The following is a 24318-nucleotide window of genomic DNA, read 5'->3' as shown; positions in this document are numbered from 1 at the left end:
CGCTTGCGGCGGGCAAGACAGCTTGTTATTGGGATTGGGTGCGAAATTTTCGCACTTTTGCGGATGGCTCCGCCAGCGATCGAGTCAACGCGAAAGATTTGAAAAAAACAGTCAATTTCATTCGGTGGGCAGGTCCACTTTCATGCCGACGAGCTCACTCCGTTTGCGCAGCGCAAGCGGCGCAAACCGTATAAAACGCTTTGGAAAGGGTCCGGGTCCCGCCCATAATTGAGCCATGTGGCGCAATTATAGGCTGTACGCCGCGCCCCTGCTGCAGGAGAACCGCTGCTTCCGCTCTAAACGGCTACAATGTCTCGTTCCCAAGTACAACTTGGGAACGAGGAGCCCATAATTATGCCATATTGCATTTGCCGATTTGATATATTCATGATGCTTTTACTTGCCGACTGCAGTTCACTATATTGGCGTCTTCCCAAAGAACCCTGACCCCGGTCGCGGCGCGCCAGCGACGCGACCCGCTCGAAACGTTTTGGAAGGGGTCCGGGGGAACCTTTTTCAAAAGGTTCCCCCGGATCTTCCAACTCACTTCATCTTTATCCCCAGGGCTTTGATCTTACGATAGATGGTGGCCACGTGTTTTCCGCTGTATTCGGCCGCCAGCGAAAGGTCTCCTTTGGCTTTGGCGATCAGGGTTTCGAAATAGGCCTGTTCGAAGCGCTCCCTGGCTTCGTCGAAGTCCAAAGACTCGATCCCCATCATGGCGCGAAGAGAATCTTCTTCCCCGTAGGGTCTCAGGTCTTCCCGTGTCACGGTTTCGTGAGGATGCAAGGCCATCACCCGTTCGACGAAATTCTTCAGCTCACGCACGTTTCCCGGCCAATCGCGTTGCATCAGGTAGGACGTGGCCCCGTTCTCGAATCCTTTTTTGGACACACCTGTTTCCGAAGCGTACCTTTCCATAAACCGCTGCACGAGCAGAGGGATGTCTTCTTTCCGTTCCCGCAGCGGAGGCAGGTGGATTTTGATGATGTTGATCCGATAGTACAGGTCCTGCCGGAAGCGCCCTTCCGCCACCTCCTTGCTCAGGTCCTTATGAGTAGCGAAAATCAGGCGCGCGTTGACGGAAATGGGCTTTGTTCGTCCCACGCGGTAAATGGCGCCCTCTTCCACGGCCCTCAGTATCTTGGCCTGAACGCCTAAAGACGCGTCGCCGATCTCATCCAGAAACAGCGTACCCCCCGAAGCCTCCTCGAAAAAGCCGGGGGTCGTCCTTTGAGCGCCCGTGAAAGCGCCTTTTTCATATCCGAACAGCGCGCTCTCGAGCAGCGATTCGGAAAGGGCGGCGCAGTTGACCGGCACGAACCGGCCGTCCCGTTGCTCGCTCAGATTGTGGATGGCCTCGGCCACCAGATCCTTGCCCGTTCCGCTCTCCCCTTCGATGAGAATATGGCTTCCGACCCGGGCCGATTTCTCGATGAGTTCGAACACCCGCTGCATGCATTTGGATTCGCCCACCATGTTTTGGAACACGCTTCGGGATTGGAGTTGCGTCCGCAGTTGACGGTTCTCGAGGGCAAGACGGCGGTGGGCTACGGCGTTCTTGATGGAAATCTTGACCTTGTTAGCGTCCTCGAACGGTTTGGTAATGAAATCAAAGGCCCCCAGCTTCATGGCGTTCACGGCGTTTCCGTCCGGCAATCGTACGTCGAGGACGAGCAGGTCCGGAGGACCTTCGGATTCGAGGTATTTCCTGCATTGGGCGGCTGTTTCCGCCGTGCGGCAGGCGTACCCCTCCTGCTCCAGAATCGTCTCGAAAAAGCGCCTGGCGAAAGCCTCGTCGTCCACCACCAGAACGGTTGGCGCCATGTTGTCATATCGGGTTTTCATCAAGACCCATCCTCGGCCGGATAGGGCAGCACCACGGTGAACGTGGTTCCCTGACCGGAACCGGATCGAACGTCGATGCGTCCGGAGTGATTTTGGATGACTCGAAATGCAAAACTCAGGCCTAATCCCCCGCCCGTGTTTTTTTTCGTGGTGAAAAAAGGATGGAAGACCTTTTCCCGGTTGGCCTCGGGAATGCCCTCGCCCGTGTCCGCAATCCGGATCCGTACGTCACCCCTGGAAGGATTCGGGTCAATAACCATGGACAGATCGCCACCTTCCGGCATGGCCTGAAACGCATTGACCAGGATGTTCTTGAACGCTTCCCGGAGCTGCAGGGCATCGCCGCGGATCATCGCCGGGGTTTCTGGCCAACTCTCGGAGACATGAACGATCGAGTCGGCCTGCTTTTCCTGACGGCGCGCGTCCTCGAGGGCGCCGGCCAGCACTTCCCGCAGATCCAGGGGATAGAAATCCGTCCCGGCTTCCCGCAAGTTCCGAATCATGGAAGACAATAGGGTCCGACACTTCTGAGCGGCCTCGTAGATCGTATCGATCAGCTCCCAACTCGGGTCGTCCCGGGGTGTTTGCGCTTTCAGCAGACCCGCAAAATTCGCCACCCCGACCAGGGGATTGTTCAGTTGATGGGCGATACCGGCCGTCAGTTCGGAATAGACGGCCAGCTTCTCCGACAAAGCGAGTCGTTCCTCCATGCTCTTTTCCCGGCTGAGGTCGACAAACAGCAGCAGCTTTGCCCGAGATTCATCCCCTTCGATGTTTCGCATCTGCATCCGGGCAGGGAAAGGCGTACCGTCCTTTTTGATGCAACGCACCTCCTGACCGCGTCCCATGGATGCAATAGCGGCAACCCGCTCGAACTCGTTCGGGTCTTCAAAGAGCGTGGATATATGTTTTCCCAGGAGATCGGTTTCACGATAGAGGAAAACCATGGACCCCGTTCGATTGAGTGACGTAACGGCGCCCGTTTCTTCCGTGGTGATCACCACGTTTGGGGACGAATCGATCAGGTTGCGAAGAAAATTTCGTGAAGCTTCCAGCTCCGTGGACAGTTGCTGGAGTCCTCGACGATCGCGCTGGATTTCAGGTGAAACCTCATGCAGCAGAACGAATCCGCTGTGATCGGACAAAGGGGCGCCCCTCGAGATGGCCGATATTTTCTGGTCGTAGAATTGAGGATAGACCTCGTGAACGATCAACTGGAACGGTTTCCGATCGCGGAGCAGATGCCAGTATTCGCTCATAATTCCCTGGTCGAACAGACGCTCCCATTTCTCGTGGAAATAGCCTCCCAGCACCTGGTCACGGCTGACCCTCGATATCTTCTCCTGCCGGCGATTCATCATAAGCACCTTGCCGCTCGAGTCGATCACGATAATCCCGACAGGGATATTCTCGAATATGTCCTCCAATAGCTGAAGGCGCTGTTTCATCGTTTTGGGAGCCATGTCAGGCATGGGATTTCTTTACCTCCCAACATCGAAGCGGTCGGTTGGTCTTTCCGACCCACCTGTTCTTGCATATTGACGCTGCGTGTGTTGCCGGATGAGCGGTAGGGGCGGTTCGCGAACCGCCCCTACTAAGAATGGCATTATTATATGATTTGAGACGAACTTTCAAAGCCGAGGTCATCTACCGTCGGTCACAGGGACATCATCGGTAGGAAGGCATTCGCTTATCTGTTCTTCGCCTCGTTTGCTTCTTGTGGGCATTTACAGAATCACTGGAAGGTAAATCCTATGGTCTTTCAGGTTCGCGCACATGCGTACCTCCGACCGTCATCTTTCCCAGACTCTCCACCGAAGGCAGTGAGGCCCGCCTGAAAGGTTTGAGGGGGGGTACAGGGGGGAACTTTTTCAAAAGTTCCCCCCTGTATGCCTACGATTTCTCTTCCAGGGCATCCAGGATTCTTTCCGGAGTGATGGGAAGTTCCATAAAATCCACGCCAATGGCGTCGTAAATCGCGTTCGCTATGGCCGGCGCCGGGGACAGCTGGGTGCCTTCACCCGATTCTTTGGCCCCAAAGGGACCGATGGGATCGTCGGTCTCCACTTCGATCGCTTCGATGACCGGCATTTCCATAAAGGTGGGAAAACCATAGTCCAGAAACGACGGATTCATGACCTGTCCATTCTCTACGATCACATGCTCATACAGAGCCTGTCCCATGCCGCCCACCACGGACCCTTCGAGTTGGCCTTCGACGAGCATCGGATTGATGGCCCGGCCGCAGTCATGAGCCGTCACCATCTTCAAGAGCTTCACTTTGCCCGTGTGAAGATCCACGTCGACCTCAGCGGCCTGCGTCATAAACGAGTAGTTGGGTGCGAAATTTCCATCCTGCTGGAACAACGTGGTGGGTTCCGAGGCCGGCGCCATCCACGAACTCCTGCCTACAATGGGCATAGGAAGATCCTCGTATTGATAGGTCTTCAGGGCCTCGTCCAACGTCATGCCTTTGTCGGGCGAACCCTTTACCGAGATTTTCCGGTTTTTGGCCTCGAGATCGGCCACATTGGCTTCCAGCTTATCGGCCACCAGATGGAACAGCTTTTGCCTCACGGCGATGGCGGCCAGCCGCGCCGCGTTTCCCGCCCTGACCGTGACCCCGCTTCCAAACGTGCCGGGGTCCAGAGGCGTTATGCCCGTGTCCGCTGCGGTTATCCGAATATCCTCGAGGGGCACCCCGAGTTCTTCAGCCACGATCTGGCTGATCACGGTTTCCGCTCCCTGTCCTATGTCCGCGGCACCGGAAAGTACGTTGACCGCTCCATCCCGGCCCAGTTGAACCACGGCGCCGGAGCTGATGTGGCTCATGTTGCTGACCCCGCTGGGAAAAGAAGCGCCGGCCACACCCACGCCCCGGCCGGGAGGCAGTTTGCCCCGCTTTTCCTTCCATCCGATGGCGGCGGCGGCCTTTTGGACCGATTCCGCAAAACCGCACGTGTGAATGACAAACCCGCCCGAATGCGGTTCCCCCGCATGAATGCTGTTCTTGATTCGGATCTCGACGGGATCGACGCCAATACGCTCCGCAATCATATCCAACTGCCGTTCCACGGCGAATCGGGCCTGGGGAATACCGTGTCCGCGCATGGCGCCGCCCACCGGTTTGTTCGTGTAGACATGAGCGCCTTCATAAATCAGATTCGGTACTCGATAGGGAATCATGAGGAAAAAACAGGACAGGGCAATCATTGTAGGAGCGGTGCTGTTGTACGCGCCGCCGTCCGCAAACGCCTGAAACTTCTGTCCCAGGATGGTGCCGTCCTTCTTTACGCCGGTTTTCACCGTGATATACATCGGGTGTCTCTGCCGGGTCGAGATGAACACTTCCTCCCGATCGTACGTAAACTTCACCGGCTTGCCGAGACGAATCGCGAACCAGGCGGCGCAGAAATCCTTTGCAAACATATCGATCTTCTGCCCGAACCCTCCACCCACCTTGGGTTTGATGACGCGCACTTTTCTTTCCGGAATTTGAAGAGTATTCGACAGGTTTCTTCTCAGAAAAAACGGGATCTGAGTGGAAGACCAGACCGTGAGATCTCCGTTGAGCGGATCGAACTGGGCCAGCGCGGAATGAGGCTCGAGGGGTGCGTGATTCACCGCTTGGGAATAGAACATATCCTCAAAAACAGCGTCCGACTCCGCAAAGGCTTTTTCCACATCGCCGAACTCTTTCCGGATGGCAAAGGAGGTGTTGTACTTGATGCCCTCGTGAATCACGGGAGCAGACTCTTCCCTGGCTTTCAGGGGGTCGAATACGGCCGGCAGTTCCTCGTAGTCCACCTTGATCAGCTCGATGGCCTCTTCCGCGATCTCGGAATCCACGGCGCAGACGGCCGCCACGTCATCTCCGATATAGCGGACCTTATCCTTGGCCAGTGCATATTCATCCTTGGCCATGGGCACGATTCCATACTGCCGGTCAGGGATCTCCTTGCCCGTTACCACCCCTTTTACGCCCGGAAGTTTTTCCGCCGCGGAGGTGTCGATGTTTAGAATTCTGGCATGAGGAAGCGGACTTCTCAGGATTTTGCCGTGGAGCATGCCCGGAAGCACTAGATCATCCGTAAACAGAGCGGCCCCTTTCACTTTCTGGGCAGCATCCAGCATGGGCAAACGCGCGCCGACAACATGTAATTCCCGTTCCATCTAGCCCTCCTTTCCCGCCGGCTCCGTGACACTCATCACGGCCTCGACGACCTTCTTGTACCCGGTGCACCGGCAAAGGTTGCCCGCCATTTTCTTCTTTATTACCGCCTCGGTAGGATGCTCTTCTTCATCCAGGATGGCCTTGGCGGTCAAGATCATTCCGGGTGTACAAAAACCGCATTGAAGTCCGCCTTTATCCACAAAGGCTCTCTGCAACGGATGCAAGTCCCCGCCTTCCGCCAATCCCTCGATGGTGGTGATTTTTCTTCCGGCCGCGTCGACCGCCAGCATCAGGCAGGACAGATAGGCCTCTCCGTCAACGAGCACCGTGCAGGCTCCGCAGGCGCCCAAGTCGCACCCTCGCTTGGTTCCCATGAGACCCAGTTTGTCTCTCAGGACCTCGAGCAGCGTATGGTTCGGGGACACAAGCAGTTCGTAGGCATCTCCATTGATGTTGAGTTCTATAATACGTTTCATGAGTGTGACCTCCTCACAGCCTGACCGACAGTATCCTGCAACAACAATCCCATCATCCTGCGCTTAAACGAGGGCGAATACACGGACGTTTTGACCGGGCCGGCCGCTTTCGAAGCGAGGCCAGCGGCCTCGTTTACCGTCTGCTCGGTCAGGTCTTTCCCATTCAGGAAAGCCTCGACTTGGTTCGCCCTGAGGGGTTTTCGATCTACCGCAGTGAAGGCAACCCGGCATTCCTTGCGTTCCGCCGATGCCCAGGACGCGGCTCCCACGATGGGGAAATCGATGCTTTCCCGGTTGGCGAATTTGGTATAACAGGATCCCCCTTCCGCTGCGTCCTTCGGTACGATGATCTCAGTCAAAATCTCTCCCGGATTGAAACCGAGAGGAGCTTTTCCATCACCGGAATAAAACGCTTCCAGGGCCATTTCTCTTCTATCCTCGGGACCGGTCAGTACGAGACGGGCATTCAGTACGAGAAGCACTGGGGCCAGGTCTCCGCAATAGCTCGAATAGCAGACCTCTTTTTTGTTCAGCACGTGACAGATCTCGCCTCCGGCCTTGTAGCAGGTGGGCCTGGAGCTTCGCCATTGCTTGGATTGATTATAGAACTTGCAGCGGTTTTGTTGGCAGAGGTTTCCCGCCACGGTGCCCATGACCTGATGGTGGTAAGATCCCACCGCTGCGGCGGCTTCGGCCAGACCCGGCAGTTTTTCCGCGATCAGGGGCGTGGAGTAAAGGCGTTTGAGCGTAGTCAGGGCGCCGATTCGCACTCCCCGATGATCCTGCTCGATGCGGTCCAGACCTTCAATCCGCTTGATGTTGACGATGGTCTGGGGGCATTCGACTCTGTGCTTCATGTTGACCAGGAGATCGGTTCCCCCGGCCAGTATCTTGGCGGAGGGTTCGTCTCGTAATAAGGAGAGGGCTTCTTTAAGGTCTCTTGGCTCGAAGTACTCGAATTTCGGTAATCTCACAGCGGCCCTCCTGTTGTTGAGTCATGACGCATTACCCATTTGGCGGGAGCCTCGAAGGAAAGAATCCAAAAAGGACGGTAAATAAAGCTTGCCTATACTTTCACGATATGAAAGTATATTTCAGAATCATAGTTTAGTATGATGGAACTACCGCTGTCAACGGAAAACTGTTTCGATTCCGACTTCGCCGGACGGGCCGCAACATCGTTTTTTCCATTGAGTTTAAGACGTACCACGAACTACCCCTCCTGACTTTGAAAGGATTCCTCCTATGAAACAACATGCGCTCAGAGATTCGATTTACCGGGTACAGGCACTCGAGCGCGCCCTCGATATTCTGGACTGCTTCGACTTTCAGAACAAGGAATTGACCCTGTCCGATCTGGTGCGTCGCACCGGGCTCAACATGACCACCGCCAAACGGTTGACCGCCAATCTCACCGGCCGCGGATATCTTCAGTTCGACGCCCGGACTAAAATCTATCAGCTCGGGATCCGCCTTTTCGAGTTGGGCGGCATTGTCTTTTCCTCCTTCTCCTTGCGCCGCGCAGCCGCGCATCCGATGACCGACCTTCAAAGTGAAGCCGGCACGTGCGTTCTCCTGGCAATTAGACAGGACAACCGGCTGGTGTACATCGATAAACGCGAAGGCGTAGGAATGATCCGGATTTCTTCGGACATCGGGTGGAGTCGTCCCTTGCACTACGGCATGTTGGGGATGGTATTGATGGCGAACCTCGACCCTGAAAACGTGAAACAGATCTTAAGCGAAGAGCCCCTGCAGCCGTACACGCCCTTCTCCATCACGGATGAAGAAACCTTCACCGCGCGGCTGGAGCAGATTCGCGATCAGGGATACGTGGTGGAAAAGGAGGAAACAGTCGAAGGCATTATCGGTATCGCGGCCCCCATACGGGATTATACCCGCCGGGTCGTGGCGGCCCTCGGCACGGCTCTGCCTTTGGGTCAACGCGATCTGAATAAGGATGTGGACCGGATTGTTGCTCTGGTCAAGCAGACATGCGCAACGATCTCCACCGATTTGGGATACTCGAAGATGTAGGCCGGAACCGGCCAAGTGCCGGGTATGCGAGAATTGCGCCACCAATTGCCCCCTGCAGGCCATTCGCATCAATCGACGCAGCAAAGTCCATTTTTCAATTAGACGTGCATTATTTGGCAAATATCCATGAAAGGGGCTTGAGTATCGCATAACCGTTTGATATGAAAAGCAAAAGCATATAGATCAGGAGCAGAATCATGGGAGGAGCTTCTGAAACAGGTTCGAAAACGCGGCGTGCATAATTTCAAGTAACTCGAAAAGAGGATCGATACCATGAAGCAGACCAGGGTAGCCCAGCCGGAGAATTGTTCGGGATGCCTTCTTTGTCAGCTTGTCTGTTCGTTTTTCCAGTCGCCGGAAAAGAAATTTCAGCCTTCCAGATCGTTCATTCGACCCTATCGAATAGACAGGACCAACCGATTCGACGTGGAAATCCTTATATCGAAGGAGGACTTGCCGTGAGTCCCGGTTCAAAACCCGAGCGTTTTGTCTTTGCCGTTGAAGAGGCCGTATTGGAGGATCTACGCCGTCGTCTGGCAGCCACACGCCTGCCGGACGAGATACCCGGCGCGGGTTGGCAATACGGAGCCGAACGATCTTATGTCAAGGAATTGATCGACTACTGGAGACGGGATTATGACTGGCGCGCCCGGGAGGCTTCGCTGAACCGGCTCGACCATTATCGAGTCCGGATGGAGGATATTACCCTTCATTACATCCACCAGCCGGGCGTAGGTCCCGCTCCCCTGCCCTTGCTTTTGACCCACGGCTGGCCGGGATCCATCTTCGAGTTCACCAAGATTATCGGACCGCTTACCGATCCCGGTCGTTACGGAGGCGATCCCAAAGACGCTTTCACCGTGGTGGCGCCGTCCCTGCCCGGCTATGGCTTCTCCCACTCACCGGACCAGCGCCGTCTGGGCATCGAAGAAATCGCCGACCTGTTCGCGCGCCTCATGTCGGATGTACTGGGCTTTCAGCGCTTTGCGGCTCAGGGAGGCGACTGGGGATCATTCGTTACCGCCCGGTTGGGCTTTGCTCATTCGGACAAAACGGTAGGCATTCATCTCAACATGGTGCCCTTGGCCCCGCATCCCCGCGACCGCGCGGATCTGTCCGATGCGGAAAAAGCGTTTATCGAGGAGTCCAAATATTTCCTGGCGGAGGAGACCGGGTATCAATGGATACAGGGGACCAAACCCCAGACCCTGGCGTACGGTCTCAACGACTCGCCGGCAGGACTGGCCGCCTGGATCACGGAGAAGTTCCAAACGTGGACCGATTGTCACGGAGATCTCGAAGACCGCATCACCAAGGACGAGCTCCTCACCAACATCATGATCTACTGGGTCACCGGAACGATCAACAGCTCTTTCTACCTGTACCATCGGTTGAAGCACCGACCCTGGCGGCTCGGGCCCGGCGAACGGATCGAGGCTCCTACGGCCGTAGCGGCCTTCCCAGGGGAAATCTTGAGACCCCCCAAAGAATGGGCCGCCCGCATGTTCAACTTGAAGCGGTGGACCGCCATGCCACAGGGAGGCCACTTTGCGGCCCTCGAGGAGCCCGAGGCCCTGGTTGAAGATATCCGCGCCTTCTTCCGTGACCTACGGTAGTAGACCTCGATACAATGTGCTCCAACGCGCCGGTTGTTCGTGATTGGAGAAAACGAAATAGTTTCGAATTGGTTGGGTGCATCGGCGGACCTGCAGCGGAATAAACACTGTATCACAATGGAGACGGCGGACCGGCCGTCCTCACCAACACCGGGACGCTTTTCTGAAAAAGGTCTTCCCATTCTCTGAACGGCAGCTCTGCTGAATGAACGATCAAGAGCCTATAACGATGGAGGTGTGATTCACATGGCGACAAGAGTCGCGATCATCGGTGCAGGGCCCGGAGGCTACGTGGCCGCTGCTCGGGCCGCGCAGTTGGGAGGGGAGGTAACCCTCATAGAAAAAGAAGGTGTAGGCGGTACCTGCCTGAATTGGGGGTGCATCCCCACCAAGATCATGAAACGGACGGCGGATCTGATGGAAGACTTCCGCCGAGCCGACGAGTTCGGCATCTCGATGGAGGGGACCCTGCGCACGGACATGAAGCGAGTCATGGCCCGGAAACAGGAGCTGATACGAGAGCAGGCCCAAGGAATCCTGAACCTCCTGAAACACCGCAAAGTAACGTTTGTAAAGGGACGCGGAACCGTAGCCGGCCACGGACTGGTGACGGTCATCCAGGAGAACGGCCGGCAGTTGGAAGTCCCCTGGGACCGGCTGATCCTGGCTTTGGGTGCGCAGCCCCTCGAAATTCCAGCGTTTCCCTTCGACGGGAACCGGGTCCTGTCCAGCAACCACGCACTCAGCCTATCGGAAGTCCCTCGATCCGTCCTGATCGTCGGCGGTGGGGTCGTTGGCTGCGAATTCGCCTTCATTTTCGCGTCCCTGGGATCGGAAGTCACGGTGGTGGAAGCCATGTCTCGGATCCTTCCGATCGAATCCGTGGACGAAGACTGCTCGACGGTTCTTCAGCGCGAGATGAAGAAACGCAAAATCAAGTTCCTGGTCAACCGGGTCGTTCAATCCGTCGACGAAGACGGCGATCAATTGAGGGTCACGGTGGGGCAGTCCCCCTTTGCCCAGGAAATCAAACGTAAAGAGCAAAAGACCCAAACCGTGCATGTGGACAAAGTGCTGGTGTGCATCGGCCGAACGCCTAATACATCCGGCGCGGGCCTGGAAACCGTCGGTGTGCGCACGGACGCCCGTGGATGGATTCCCGTGCACGAACACATGGAGACCGACGTCCGAGGGGTATACGCCATCGGCGACGTGCTAGGACCTTCTAAAGTCATGCTCGCCCATGTGGCCTCCACCGAAGGGATCGTGGCCGCTGAAAATGTTATGGGCGCGAGCCGTCTCATGAATTACGAAGTGGTTCCCGGCGCGGTATTCACCTCACCGGAGATCGCCAACGTGGGACTGACCGAAGTCCAGGCTCGAGAGCGAGGGATTCCGGTTCGCTGCGAAAGCGTGTTGTTCCGTACCCTGGGGAAGGCTCACGTTATCGGTGAAATCGCGGGCATGGCGAAGCTCGTCACGAATCGGGAAACCGGGCGGATATTGGGGGTTCATATCATCGGAGCCCACGCCACCGACTTGATTGCGGAGGGCGCCCTGGCGGTTCAGATAGGAGCCACCGTGCGTGATTTAGCCGAAACGATCCACGCCCATCCCACACTTTCCGAGGTGATGCTGGAAGTGAGTTTCAAAGCGCTCGACCTCTCGGCGCACGAATGGTGACGGCAATGGGATGGGCTCCCGATCCACACCAAGATCGTCATGCGGAGCTGCGCGGGGGCGTCCGTCCAAAAGACACGGTCCAGCCGGACAATGGATTTCCTCTCATGTGTAACCAGCGTGGAGTTCGCCCCTGAGGCCGGGCGATCCCGGCTCTCCATCCATCGAACCGCCGAGCCGCCGAGCCGCCGGCGACGGGGCAGCGCTGAACAGAGATGAAAAAACCTGAGGGAACTCCCGTCCCCCGGAAGTTCCCTCAGTGGATTCATACGATTGAGCACTAATGCGCCGTTCCCCGATAAGTCCCCGCCTTTTTAAGAGCAGCTTCCAACTCCTGTATGGGGATCAGTTCGGGATCATAGTACACCGTGTTGATTTCTTTGAAATTCTTCCATCCTCTTTCGACCTCTTCCACGCCTTTCAGCCCCTCCAGGGCGGCTTTGCCTACGTCGTATCAATAGACGTAAAACGTAACCCTGGAAACAGCTCCGGCATGCGCGGTCATGGCGCCTACGCTCAACATAAGAAAAGCGGCCATAAGAGCCATGAACCATGAGGGTCCGGATATGAAACTGCGCGCTACCTGCACCGCTCTAACCCTCCTGTGAGTCTGCAAAGGAAAAGCAGGCTCCGCCCGTCTGACTTCTACGCCGTCATGTGGACGCCTGCCCCAAGCGACTATTTTTCATTGAAGATTTTAAGGAACTCCCCGTACCCTTCCTTTTCCATGTCCTCCTTGGGAATGAACCGAAGGGCGGCGGAGTTCATACAATATCTCAGGCCCGTGGGCGCCGGACCGTCGTTAAAGACGTGTCCAAGATGCGAATCTCCATGTTTGCTCCGTACCTCGGTACGGACCGTGAAGAAGCTCCTATCTTCTTTCTCGACGATGTTTCCGGGTACGAGCGGCCTGGTAAAACTCGGCCATCCGGTGCCTGATTCGTACTTGTCTTTTGAGCTGAACAGAGGCTCGCCGGAAACGATGTCCACGTATATGCCTTCTTTCTTATTATCCCAGTAGGCATTCCGGAAAGGCGGCTCGGTGCCTTCCTCACGCACCACCTTATATTGGATCGGAGTCAGCCTCTTACTCAATTCTTCGTCACTCGGCTTGCCATACTTCGACGCTTCTTCGGTTCTCAAAGGATGTTCACCGGCCATGGCCTTTTCTTTACTCATGGTATCCCCCTCATCCTTCTTCCAGACTTTTTCCAGGAACTGGTCCCGGCCCGAGTTCCAGCGGTAGAATTTGTACCGCACCGGGTGCGTTTTGTAATAGTCTTGATGATAGTCCTCCGCCGGGTAAAAAACGTCGAACTTGCGGATCTCCGTTACCACAGGCTCTTTGAACCGATTCGAAGCATCCAGCTCCTTCCTCGATTCCTCTGCAATACGCTTCTGTTCCTCGCTGTGATAGAAAATGACCGTTCGATACTGGGGTCCTCGGTCCACGAACTGGCCGTCCGGATCGGTCGGGTCCACGTGTCGCCAGAACACGTCTAGTAATTCTTTGTACGACACTTTTTGCGGATCGTAATATACCTGAGTCGCTTCCACATGACCGGTTCCGCCGGCGGATACCTCCTCGTAGGTCGGATTCTTCGTTTCACCTCCGGTGTACCCCGAGATCACTTTCTCAACGCCCGGCGCCTTTTCGAAGTCCGATTCCACGCACCAGAAACACCCACCTGCAAACGTCGCCGTTTCCAGGTGAGAATCCTTTGCTTTCATTTCCGTCATTCCGGCGCCGGCTTCTTGCCGGTTCGAGGCGAACCATTGTGCTCCGAACGCGAGCGACGCCAACGCCATGACCGCAACCATCAACAAAACGGTTTTCATTTGTTTCCCTCCTATTACAAGAGCGCCGCGCCATCCATGACAGCGGATGGTTTAGCCCTTCTCCAACGTCATCTTGTAGACATATTTCACCCATTCGAATCCATAATGTCCCTCCGCCACAACGCGTAAGGGAAACCCGTGTTTCTTTGGGAGAGACTGCCCGTTTACGCCATACGCCAGAAAGACCTGACCCGAAACGACCTCCTCGATGGGGAAACTCTCCACTTTCTCGTACGAGCTTTCCGGCCCTCTGAAGATCACATGGCTCACGTCCTTTTCCATGCCGACCCGGTCCAGAAAGTCCTTCATCGAAATACCCTTCCATCGGCCGTTGTTGGCGAAAAACCCCGGACAGATCAAGAGAACGTCTTTTTCGATGGAAGGCAGCTCCTGGATTTCCGAGTAGGTGAATTGCAGGGGCGATTTCACGCCGCCGGCCACCTCGAAGCGCCAGGTGTCCAGATCCACCCCATGGTCGGTTATCCCCATGGTCTGGAAATCCTCTAGCGGGGTGATCTCCAGATTTCTCGTATCCAATGCGCTCGGGTTCTCGTGGATCAGGGTGTCCCGTTTCGTTCCGTTGGGCAACAGGATCTTTTCGACCTTTGCGACGGCCTTTGCGTAGAGCCGCTCGGCTGAGGACAAGAACGCACTGGATGAAATCCCCACACCTGCGACGAATCGAATACAAAATTGGATGAAGTCTCTACGTTTTTCCATGGTTTCCTCATTTCCGATCGGCAGCGTTAGGAGATGCGCCCCAACCATTTCTTTGAGAGGGACACCCACTGTCTCTTTGTTTTCTAAGATAAGCAGGTCAGATCACGCCGTCATCACGGCGCGATCACTTTTTGTAATAGAAGGATCGACGTTCTTCTTGAAACCTCGATGTCCCCACCGATCAACGGACTGCACCCCAAACGATCCGCCAACGATTGACACCCGACATCTTGTCCCTTAGAATAAATATCGTACAAGTGAGCCTGTTCTCCTCATTCTCATAGGAAGAGGTCAGGCGCGATTTTCGCTTTTAACACCATCGCCCCCATCTCCAAAACCAAGGATCCACCGCCATGAAGAAACCTATGATACTCGTTTTCTTGGCGTTCATCGCATGGGCGGCCGTACCTGCCTCCTGCTTTTCAGGGACTGAACCCGCGATCGAAACGCAAATTCAAGGACTCGACGCCCGACAGGCGCTTGCCCTCGCCAACCAGTGGCACTGGGAACGGCAACCCGTGAAAACCTATGTCACAACAAAAGAAGTGGTGTTTCAATTCCAGAGCGGCGAAACAAGGAAGGTCGCCTTGCCTGAACACGAGATGGTGGTAGCCATAGCGCCCTACGCGGACCGCACCCACCCGTGAGCGGTCCACTATATGTCCTCCTGTCAGGGGGAACTGCCTCAAACCACGTTTAACGTCAAAGCCGTCGATACGAACGGCAACGCCATCCTCGACGAACCCGTATCCACTCTGAGGAACGGCTTTATGGAACTATGGCTGCCGAGAAACCGTGCGATCAAGTTAACCATTGAAGGACTCGGCCGTTCGGCCATTGCCGTAATCCTCACCTATGACAACAGCAAGACGTGCATAACCACAATGAAACTCCAGTAAGCAGATGAAGGCGGGTTCGCCTCCTCCTTTGGGAGGAAGCTCCGTATTATCGACCAGAACCGTTTCTATTTTGGGCGCCCACGAAAAGCGCGGAATCCGGTAAGTATCAAAATTGGTGTCCAGGATCCGACCGTTGCTGAAACGAACTTCTTCGGTCAGGGCGTACCCCGGACCCATGGTGATGAACCCTTCCATCTGAAGTACGGCCCCCTCCGGATTCACCGCCTGGCCCATATCCTGAGCGCACACCACGCGTTTCACGCGTATCTCTCCGCTCTGCCTGTCCACGCGAACAGGCCCACGCCGTGCCGCCGGAAGCCTGTTGGGAACCGCTTCGGCGAGGCTCTTTCCTCGACATGAGCTCGGGCTCATTGGTGGTTCCGAGAACTACGCCATAAAGCGTCGCTAAGGACTCACTACCCGAAACCCATAACGTCCGCTGGAGCCATCATCCGCGAAAGTGACAAAGGATTGTCCCACCAACAGCGACCCGTTCCTTGCGTACACCACGAATTCATAGTGCTCGTCCGGCTGGGACAGGTCCAGCATGGGAGCGTAATGGGCAGCCGCGGTTTCCTCATCGATCACGGTCTCAATTCTTCCATAGCCTTCGGAATGATTCGCACTGCGCATACGATCGATCAGAACCTCGTAGCCGTCGGCCTCCGCGATCGGAACCCACTCGAAGACCACGGGTTGCGCATGAACGGGATATTCGTCACGAGCCGGCGTCGTCTGGGCATTGTCATACGGCTCGGTCAGTTGAATCACCTGCCAAACGTTAAAGTCATAGGCCTGCCGCTCCGCCGGTGTAAGCTCCTCCGCCGTAACCACGGTGGAAGAGACAAAGTTGCCGGGCAGTGTGTCATAATCGCCGTTCATGATGACGGATATCCATATGTCCGAACGTCCGGGGACATTGCTCAAGGTATAGGCCGATGAAAAATCCTCATACGCGCCAACAACCTGGTCAGCCGGGACACCCGTTTCGATATTCCGCACGCGAAACAGCGGGAGTGCGGGCGTCTGCTCGGACAGAGGGGCTCCGTTGTACCTCACGGTACCCTCAAGATCGTAGGTATTGGCAGTCACCGGGGCTTGAAACCATCTATACAACGATCCCGCCGACGGCGAACCTTCCGGAGGGGTCAGGGTAAAGCTGGAGAGACCCGCCGAGTCGATGGCGGCGTTCAGGTGGGCCCCTTTTCCGAGTAGATCATCCACGTCGAACGATCCCGAAAAGCCCGATTGGAGAAACGCGTAATAAGTCGCACCCCCGTCGCGCGTAATCACGGCCACGGCGGATTCATCCGTTGGATACGTCTGAAAGAACAGGTTAAACGTTGTGGCCTCCGTCGGAGGTTCGTCTTTGAAAATGCCGTCGTCGGGCAAGGAGTCTTCTCCGCCGGCGGCCGCCCGGAACCAGGGATAGAGGAAAATACTTTCGGTCTTATCGCCCAAACGGATTTGAGCGGCCGTCCCCAAACTGCCCGGGTCTTCAATGGTCAGGGCCGCGTTCGCGCCTCCGATTTCGTCAGCATGGAAACCGTTCGGATAATCCGGCGCCAAAAAAGCATACAGCCGAATCGGAGAGCCTGCGCCGTCCGACAACACGGCCACGGCCGAACCGGTGACGTACGTCTGCAGATACACCGAAAAACGGGCTCCGGCCTGGTCTTTTGGCGCGTCTTTCCATATGCCGTCGATGTCGCTGGGCCATGCCGTGGATAAGAACAACCCGACAAACATCACCAAAGCCGTTAGACCGGCGGCTTTTCTCATGACAACCTCCGAACAAAGCTTGAATCTGAAAAGGTGAATAAAACCTCGATCAGCGGCGCAACAAGCAAACGACTCAAATCCGATGGTATTGTAATACACCTGGTTCATAAATGTAAACGGATCCGGCCACGACCTGCGGGACTTCTCAACAGAAAGAATTCACGTTTCGTAGAATGCCCGTCGAGTCCGACTTCCTCCCGCAGCGTTGGCCCCGGTCACTTCGGATCCCCCAAATTATGGTTGGCGATGAAGGCCGCCTTAGGGTACTCTTACGGTTAAGGAAGTCTCCCGGCTGGATTCGGAAGTTCGCTCATCTCTTGCACAGGGCTCTTGGCGCCCCTTGGCTTGGGCTGCTCCGCCGGCGGTCGAAAATCGTGCGGTTCATCAAACGAGGTTCTCGCAATCATGTCCATATTCGGAATTATCCTCAGTTCGGCCTTCACCATGGTACACGCGTATGTGTTCTGGCGGTCCGCCTCGGTCCCGTACATCAAACGTCGTGTACCCCGAAAGATCTTCATCGGTGCGGGAGTCAGCCTCTGGGTGATCTTTATATTAGGCCGCATCATCGGCCCCGGCAGCTCCGGGTTTCCGGGCACCTTACTCGAATTGATCGGCATGAACTGGTTGGGCGTGGTATTCCTGATGTTCGTGTTTCTCGGCTCTATGGATATCATTACCCTTTTCGGCCTTCTTGCGACGCGCCGCGCGCCGTCCCTTCGAGGCTGGGCTCTGGCCGTCGCTGGAACGCTTTCGGTGATCTCTCTCGTTCAAGGTTACCTGGCGCCGGTGATACAGCGCTATGACGTGACCCTTCCCGGCCTTCCACTTGAAATGGATGGAACCGTGATTGTAGGCCTGTCCGACATGCACCTGGGAACCTTGTTGGGTGAATCGTGGCTGGCCGCCCGGGTCGAGCAGGTCCAGGCTCAAAAACCCGATCTTGTTTTTCTGATCGGCGATATTTTCGAAGGATATGGTCAGTTCGACGATGCTCTCCTGGGCGCCATGCGCCGGCTCACCGCGCCCCTCGGCGTATGGGCCGTCCAGGGCAACCACGAATTCTATTGGGGCGGCGCCGGTATGAAGCGTCTCGAAAGAACGGGCTTTCCGCTTCTTCGCAATCGCTGGGTGGAAGTCGGACCCGGATGCCTATTAGCCGGCGTGGACGATCTGACCGCCGCCCGGAGGTCCGGGCGTAGAGGCGATTACCTGTCCAAGGCTCTTGCCGCAAGGCCCCCCGGCGTGACCATCCTTCTCTCCCACACGCCCTGGGAAGCGCAAGAAGCGGCCAACGCCGGCGTCGGGCTGATGCTTTCCGGCCACACTCATGGGGGCCAGATATGGCCTTTCGGCTATCTGGTACAGCTCGCCTATCCCTTACTTGAGGGACGTTACGAAGTGTCCGGTATGACGGTCATCGTCTGCCGCGGCACCGGAACGTGGGGACCGCACATGCGCCTCTGGCGGCCCGCCGAAATCCTCCGAATCACCCTGCACGCGCAGTGAGGCCGGAAGCCGGCGCAAGGGCCGCTATTCACTGGGGGATAACGTTTGGAAATGGGATCCCCACCTTCTTTTGCACAGACGAAAGGAATGGCCCGACAGCTTTGGGCTTCTTTGACTAACGAGGGAGAATCGATGAACCCGTTTCCCGAACTCAGGTTACAGGTCCTAAACCGGGCCCCCATACAGTATCAAGGCGACTACGTTCTATACTGGATGATCGCCTGCCGTCGCATGCGCTGGAATTTCAGCCTCCAGCGGGCCGTAGACTGGGCCCTCGAACTGAGCAAACCGCTGGTGATTCTCGAGGCCCTGCGCATCGGCTACCCCTGGGCCGGCGATCGCCTGCATCGCTTCATCATTGACGGAATGGCGGTCAGTGCCCGGCGACTCGAGGATGCTGCCGTACTATACTATCCCTATGTCGAGCCCCGGGCGGACGCCGGCAAAGGGCTTCTGAAACGTTTGGCCCGGCATGCCTGCGTTGTGGTTACGGACGATTTTCCCGCCTTTTTTCTGCCCCGAATGGTGCATCGGGCGGCCCGATCCCTGCCCGTGCGCCTGGAAACCGTGGATTCCAACGGCCTGCTGCCCATGAGAGCGGCGGATCGGGTTTTTCCTACGGCCCACGGGTTCCGGCGTTTCCTTCAGGCCCATCTGCCCAAGTATCTCCAGGCGTTTCCCAAACCGGATCCCTTGGAAAATGTGAACCTGCCCCGACCGGCCGATCTGCCCGAAGGCATTCGGAAAACTTGGCCCATGGCCTCGGAAGCTCTCCTCAAGGACGAACCGGGCGCCCTTTCCGGACTGGACATCGACCACTCGGTGGCCCCTTCCGACCTTAGGGGCGGCTCCGATCCCGCCGAGGAAATGCTCGATCTCTTTATCCGTCGGAAGCTCAATCGTTACGCCGAGGGTCGCAACCATCCGGACGAAGACGTCACCAGCGGCTTGTCGCCGTATCTCCACTTTGGACACATTTCCGCCCACGAGGTGTTTCAGGCCGTCATGGACAGGGAAGGCTGGTACATGGACCTGTTGGGAGCAACACCCACAGGACAAAAGACCGGCTGGTGGGGTGTGTCCCCGGACGCCGAGGCGTTCCTGGATCAGCTCGTCACGTGGCGGGAGTTGGGCTTTAATAGGTGCGTGCTGAGCCGTGATTACGACCGATACGAATCCCTGCCCGATTGGGCCTTAAAAACCCTGAACGAGCACAAACAGGATCACCGCGACTACGTCTATACTCAGGAAGCCTTCGAACGGGCGGAAACGCACGATCCCTTGTGGAACGCGGCCCAGACACAGCTCCTCCGGCAAGGCGTCATACACAACTATCTGCGTATGCTGTGGGGCAAGAAAATTCTCGAATGGTCTCCCACTCCGCGCCGGGCCTTGAACATCATGATCGAGCTTAACAACAAGTATGCCCTGGACGGTCGTGACCCCAATTCGTACAGCGGCATCTTTTGGGTCTTCGGCCGGTACGACCGGCCCTGGGGTCCGGAGCGCCCCATTTTCGGCAAAATCCGCTACATGAGTTCGAAAAGCACTGCGCAAAAACTTCGTCTTGAGGACTATCTGTACCGGTTCTCCCCGTAATGCCTGAAGAGCCAGCAACCGGTTCAATTGTACGAGGGGGACCTTTTGAAAAAGGTCCCCCTCGCGCTCCCCTCCCAAACCTTCCGAGTATGCTTTGGGCGCGATGCGCCCAAAAGGTGTGAATTTATCCGGACCAGTTCAGATCTCGGATCGTTCATTGTCGTTTTAATCCTAGGATTCCACCCTTGGGGTAGACATGGCGATGTATCGCGGATAAACTAGTATTTGTAAACGGCAACGCCCGATACTGAAAATTTCCATTCATCACGGCGCTCGATAGGAGCGTTACGGCAAAGTTTAAGTCCCCGTCCTCATTAAGACACCGGATTCCTGTCCGCCCGCTAGGGAATCCCAGTTTCATCTCCCTCTGTGTAAGCGCAGGATTCAAGACCGATTTCGTGGGAAGGAGACGACATGGAGAAACAGCGCCCATCCATCCTGTTGGCGTTCTTCGTCGAGGCCTGCTGCCTGGCAGTCACCCTCATTGTTGGAGCGTGCGTTTTCGACACCAGCGGCCTCCCGGTCGCGCCGGACGGCTACTACACGTGCGCGTCCCAGCTCAAAAGGGAAAAACGGACGAACATCCCCTTCAGCAACACGGTCACCAGGCTTTCGGTATCTCCAAACGAAACATACAGCGAGATCAAGGGATTCTTACAGGACAAGAGTCAAGTCTACAAACCCTACCGCGACATAATGAACTGGGCCGTTGTCAATACGAACTATCCCAACCTCAAGGGAGCGAATCTGATCCGGACGAATTTCGCCGACAGGGGAATAACGGGGCCCGACCAGTTACGCATCACGTGGCAGGGCGATTCGGACCAACTCTATGTGTGCTACGACTCGAGGGCCACCCGAAAACCCGACTGGCTCACCAACAATTTCACCCAAGTGAAGGATCAAACCAAGAATTCTTCTTTCTACGTCACCATCAGCATGCCCGACAAAAGCAAAACCCCGCCGGCTCCCAAAGTTGAAATGGAAGTCTGGGAATACGGCAAGAAGAGCCTCAAGGCCAACGACTCCGTCACACTTCAGGGCAACGTGAGCGGTTTCGCCCAGTGGCCGTCCACGTTTCCCTCGGGCGAAAAGGCCATGTATTTCGTTTTGGTCAGGCCCAAGGTCAACGTAACGAGCGGCGACCTGATCCTGTTGAATCTGGCGGTCGGTTGCTACCCATACGATACGGATGCCGTAACGGCCGCCGACGCCGAGTGTGAGTCCAAGAGGAAGACTCTAGGAATCGGCTATGACGTGGCAACGTGTGGCAAGGCCGCCTGCACAAAGCTGAAAAACTGCCCGGACCCCTCCAACACGTCGTCCTTGACCATGAACCGCAGTTTTCCGCACCGGTCCGAAATCGAGTTCATCACCGCCCAATCCAGCGCCAAAGTGGAGGTCATGGGCGAAACCTATACCAGGCCGGTGAACGGACATTTCCATTTCGAGTATCTGGACCTGAACGCCGCCATGCAAATCAACAGCATGGTCGTCACCCTGGACGACTTCTCCGTGGACCATGTGGGCGACTTCGAAGACATTTCCGTCGTCCTTTATGACACGACCACGGCACTGTGCAAAGACACTTTTCTGAAAACGCCCTGCGACCACTACCGGATCGCCAAGGACACTTTTGTGTGCGGTGAGAGTGCGAAAGTGAACGGCGACGTGCTGCTGTTTATCACTCGGAACGCCAATCCTCTGGACATTACCATCGACCAGGTCCAGAAAACGTTTCACCTGAAGGGCGGCCCCCTTACCGGCACGATAGACGTGGACGGCGATCCCACCACCGTAAAGATCGAAATCGACCTATTGGGTTCTTTCCTGAATTTCGCGCCCAAAGCCGTTGGAACCGAATCGGATCGATTCTCCCAATGTTCCGAAAACAGGAACCAGAAGGCCCTGAATCTTTACGCCTCGGGTTCTTATGACATTTACGATTCCATTCCCGCCAATCAGTACGAGTGGTACGAGGATTTCGGACTGGTCACGGAAAAGCTTTGGGGTACCGGTCCACAGGTGACCATCCCTCAAGGCCAGCTCAGCTTCGGAATTCACAGCATCACGTTGATGGTAAAGGACAACCACGGCATCGTTGATGCGGACACTATCGAAATCAACGTGGATGACACGATACCCCCCAGCCTGACCATCCCTCCGGATCAATACCGGTACGTGCTGTCCACCGTTCCCCTGCCCATATACGTGAACATCGGCCAGGCCGGCGCCAACGACGGCTGCTCGGACTTTGTGGCCGTATCCAACGACGCCCCGGACAATCTCCTGTTCGACGAAGGTATTCATTACGTGACGTGGGAGGCGGACGACGGAAGGGGGAACGTCACCACCGGCGATCAAAAGGTCGTTGTGGCGGTAGTGCACTTGCCGACGGTGTGCGACGTGGCCGATCTCGGCGTAGAACTGAAGGACTCGACAGCGGTCGCCAAAGCCGCCATAAATGCATGCAGGGGCATGATCCCATGTCCGGTGGATCTGGCCCTCCTCATCTCCTCCCTAAATGATCTCATCTCCGCCATGGACGGGATCTGGCCCGAAAAAGGCGGATTGAACTCCGAAATCATCTCACGGTTGCAGGAAGTCCAAGCCGATCTCAGTCAGGCGAACGTTTTCCTGAGCCTTTACAACCAGGCCGAGGACGGAAACCAGGAAACCCTCGAATCCGCCATCGTTGAACTCGAAAGCGCTATGGCGTCCACTACGGCCTTTGTGGAGGAGCTGTCACCCTGGGTCGTCTCGCATGATGGTATCTGGAAGGACGCCCCGCTGAACTCGTCGGGCAAAATGAACTTCTACGTCCAGAGCTATAGCACCGGGTCTGACTTGATCATCGCCTCCCCGGACGGTCAGAGGGCGTATGCCTTTCTGGACGCCGATTCATCCGACGGATTCGACGCTGACGACCTCGGCGGCATGGGATGTCACTTGAGCGCCACGTTCACCAGCGGGGACGCCGGCAGCGCCATGTTGACCATGCCGGACAGCGCCACCGCATCCTACGACCTCTACCGATGGTACCCCGCCTCGACCGCGGACCGTTTCTCCGGGATTTATAAAGACGCACCCGTGGGGCAACAGGCAACCGCGGAAGATTCGGCGTCTACGAACTTCTTCGTGCAAACCTACGAAACCTCGATGGTCGTTATCGCCACCTCCGACGCCCGCTCGTTTCACATCTTTCTCAACCCCATAAAACGCCAAAGAGCCGGGGTGTACGCTCTGGCCGGCGGTTCCTACTTGTCCGGGGTGCTCGGCAGTCACGGCGCAAGCGCTCGGATTATTGATCCGGACGGCAGGGAGCAGAACTTCGATCTCGAGCAGTGGTACTCTACGGCCACGTCTTCCTACATCTCCGGCGCCGTGTCCGCGGAAACCGGTGCGCCATTGCCGTCGGTGACCATGGACTTCGGCGATCTGGGGACGGTCACCACCGACACAAACGGCGGCTACAGGATCGAGACGAGCGCCTGCACCGGTTGGAGCGGCACGGCCACCCCTGCCATGGAAGGATATTTCTTTACACCTCCGTCCAGAAGTTATGCCGACGTCACCTCCAATTGGACCGGCGAGAATTATATCGCCTACACGTCCCAACCTGAAACCGTGACCGTCAGTGGTACCGTCTCTGGCCCTGCTGACACGCCACTGGCCGGTGTAACCGTGGAATTCTCGCAATTCGGCTCCACTTCCACCGATACATCCGGCCGGTACGCCATGGAACTCCCGTCGGGGTGGACGGGAACCGTAACACCCCTCATGGAGGGGCACAGTTTCGAACCGCCGGTCCGGAGCTACGAAAACCTCACCGAAATTCGCACGAATCAGGATTTTCAAGCCGCAGGAGTCCAGCCCCACGAACCGGTGATCATCACGGGAACCGTTCGCCTTTCCGGAGATCCCTTGGGCGGCGTCACGATCCAATTTGCGGGTCAGGGGTCCGCAACGACCGGCGTCGGCGGCGAGTACGCCATGGAAGTGCCGTACGAATGGAGCGGCTCGGCCACGCCCATGTCCGGCGAATACAGTTTCGAGCCGACGTTCCGAATCTACGATAACCTGACCGTGAATCAAACTTCCCAGGACTTCGAGGCCTTCGGAGGACCCGAGCCGCCGGG

At 56.6% G+C, this 24318-nt stretch carries 17 protein-coding genes; 8 read left to right on the top strand and 9 right to left on the bottom strand.

Annotated features, from left to right (window positions below):
* Nucleotides 1–543 precede the first annotated feature (543 nt).
* The 5 genes from HY788_15915 to HY788_15895 form a co-directional block, all read right to left on the bottom strand.
* The gene (locus tag HY788_15915) at nt 544–1848 is read right to left on the bottom strand and encodes a sigma-54-dependent Fis family transcriptional regulator (GenBank protein MBI4775628.1); all 1305 of its coding nucleotides are present in this window, start codon (nt 1846–1848) and stop codon (nt 544–546) included.
* Nucleotides 1848–3320: a PAS domain S-box protein gene (locus tag HY788_15910; protein ID MBI4775627.1), complete on the bottom strand. Its 1473-nt coding sequence runs from the start codon at nt 3318–3320 to the stop codon at nt 1848–1850. The genes HY788_15915 and HY788_15910 overlap by 1 nt, the downstream gene beginning before the upstream one ends.
* Nucleotides 3321–3741: 421 nt before the next feature.
* Nucleotides 3742–6021 carry a molybdopterin-dependent oxidoreductase gene (locus tag HY788_15905; GenBank protein ID MBI4775626.1) on the bottom strand — a complete coding sequence of 760 codons (2280 nt, stop codon included), beginning with the start codon at nt 6019–6021 and terminating at the stop codon, nt 3742–3744.
* Nucleotides 6022–6498, bottom strand: a complete 477-nt coding sequence (locus tag HY788_15900; GenBank protein MBI4775625.1) for a (2Fe-2S)-binding protein — start codon at nt 6496–6498, stop codon at nt 6022–6024.
* Entirely contained in the window at nt 6495–7472 is a 978-nt protein-coding gene (locus tag HY788_15895; GenBank protein MBI4775624.1) for an FAD binding domain-containing protein, read from the bottom strand. Before HY788_15895 ends, HY788_15900 begins: the two co-directional genes overlap by 4 nt.
* A gap of 271 nt (nt 7473–7743) precedes the next feature.
* Between HY788_15895 and HY788_15890 the strand changes: the two genes are divergently transcribed.
* From HY788_15890 to lpdA, 3 genes are all read left to right on the top strand, one after another.
* Nucleotides 7744–8535 carry an IclR family transcriptional regulator gene (locus HY788_15890; protein ID MBI4775623.1) on the top strand — a complete coding sequence of 264 codons (792 nt, stop codon included), beginning with the start codon at nt 7744–7746 and terminating at the stop codon, nt 8533–8535.
* Nucleotides 8536–8849: 314 nt separating this feature from the next.
* A complete protein-coding gene (locus HY788_15885) occupies nt 8850–10151 on the top strand; it encodes an epoxide hydrolase (protein ID MBI4775622.1) in 1302 nt (433 codons plus the stop codon).
* Nucleotides 10152–10397: 246 nt separating this feature from the next.
* The gene (gene lpdA / locus HY788_15880) at nt 10398–11834 is read left to right on the top strand and encodes a dihydrolipoyl dehydrogenase (GenBank protein MBI4775621.1); all 1437 of its coding nucleotides are present in this window, start codon (nt 10398–10400) and stop codon (nt 11832–11834) included.
* A 675-nt stretch (nt 11835–12509) separates the two neighbouring features.
* On the opposite strand, the gene msrB is transcribed toward lpdA, so the two are convergent.
* The gene (gene msrB / locus HY788_15875; GenBank protein MBI4775620.1) at nt 12510–13670 is read right to left on the bottom strand and encodes a peptide-methionine (R)-S-oxide reductase MsrB; all 1161 of its coding nucleotides are present in this window, start codon (nt 13668–13670) and stop codon (nt 12510–12512) included.
* A 51-nt stretch (nt 13671–13721) separates the two neighbouring features.
* On the bottom strand, nt 13722–14390 hold the full coding sequence (locus HY788_15870) for a molybdopterin-dependent oxidoreductase (protein MBI4775619.1): 669 nt from the start codon (nt 14388–14390) through the stop codon (nt 13722–13724).
* Between the two features lie 353 nt (nt 14391–14743).
* Between HY788_15870 and HY788_15865 the strand changes: the two genes are divergently transcribed.
* Both HY788_15865 and HY788_15860 read left to right on the top strand, forming a co-directional pair.
* Nucleotides 14744–15037, top strand: a complete 294-nt coding sequence (locus HY788_15865; protein MBI4775618.1) for a hypothetical protein — start codon at nt 14744–14746, stop codon at nt 15035–15037.
* 12 nt (nt 15038–15049) lie between these two features.
* On the top strand, nt 15050–15289 hold the full coding sequence (locus tag HY788_15860) for a CueP family metal-binding protein (GenBank protein MBI4775617.1): 240 nt from the start codon (nt 15050–15052) through the stop codon (nt 15287–15289).
* Here the strand turns inward: HY788_15860 and HY788_15855 are convergent.
* Together HY788_15855 and HY788_15850 are read right to left on the bottom strand one after the other, a co-directional pair.
* Nucleotides 15197–15550 carry a xanthine dehydrogenase family protein molybdopterin-binding subunit gene (locus HY788_15855; protein MBI4775616.1) on the bottom strand — a complete coding sequence of 118 codons (354 nt, stop codon included), beginning with the start codon at nt 15548–15550 and terminating at the stop codon, nt 15197–15199. The genes HY788_15860 and HY788_15855 overlap by 93 nt on opposite strands.
* A gap of 144 nt (nt 15551–15694) precedes the next feature.
* Complete coding sequence (locus tag HY788_15850; GenBank protein ID MBI4775615.1) at nt 15695–17071, bottom strand: hypothetical protein; 1377 nt, start codon at nt 17069–17071, stop codon at nt 15695–15697.
* 411 nt (nt 17072–17482) lie between these two features.
* Between HY788_15850 and HY788_15845 the strand changes: the two genes are divergently transcribed.
* From HY788_15845 to HY788_15835, 3 genes are all read left to right on the top strand, one after another.
* On the top strand, nt 17483–18580 hold the full coding sequence (locus HY788_15845) for a metallophosphoesterase (GenBank protein ID MBI4775614.1): 1098 nt from the start codon (nt 17483–17485) through the stop codon (nt 18578–18580).
* A 132-nt stretch (nt 18581–18712) separates the two neighbouring features.
* Nucleotides 18713–20179, top strand: a complete 1467-nt coding sequence (locus HY788_15840) for a deoxyribodipyrimidine photolyase (GenBank protein MBI4775613.1) — start codon at nt 18713–18715, stop codon at nt 20177–20179.
* Nucleotides 20180–20593: 414 nt separating this feature from the next.
* Nucleotides 20594–24318 (top strand): carboxypeptidase regulatory-like domain-containing protein (locus HY788_15835; GenBank protein MBI4775612.1); only part of this gene is annotated, 3725 nt, incomplete at its 3' end.

The organism is Deltaproteobacteria bacterium, assembly GCA_016208165.1.
Taxonomy (GTDB): Bacteria; Desulfobacterota; Desulfarculia; order JACQYL01; family JACQYL01; genus JACQYL01.
Note: the sequence above shows the minus strand (reverse complement) of the source record. Positions and strands in the feature narration are given on the sequence as shown.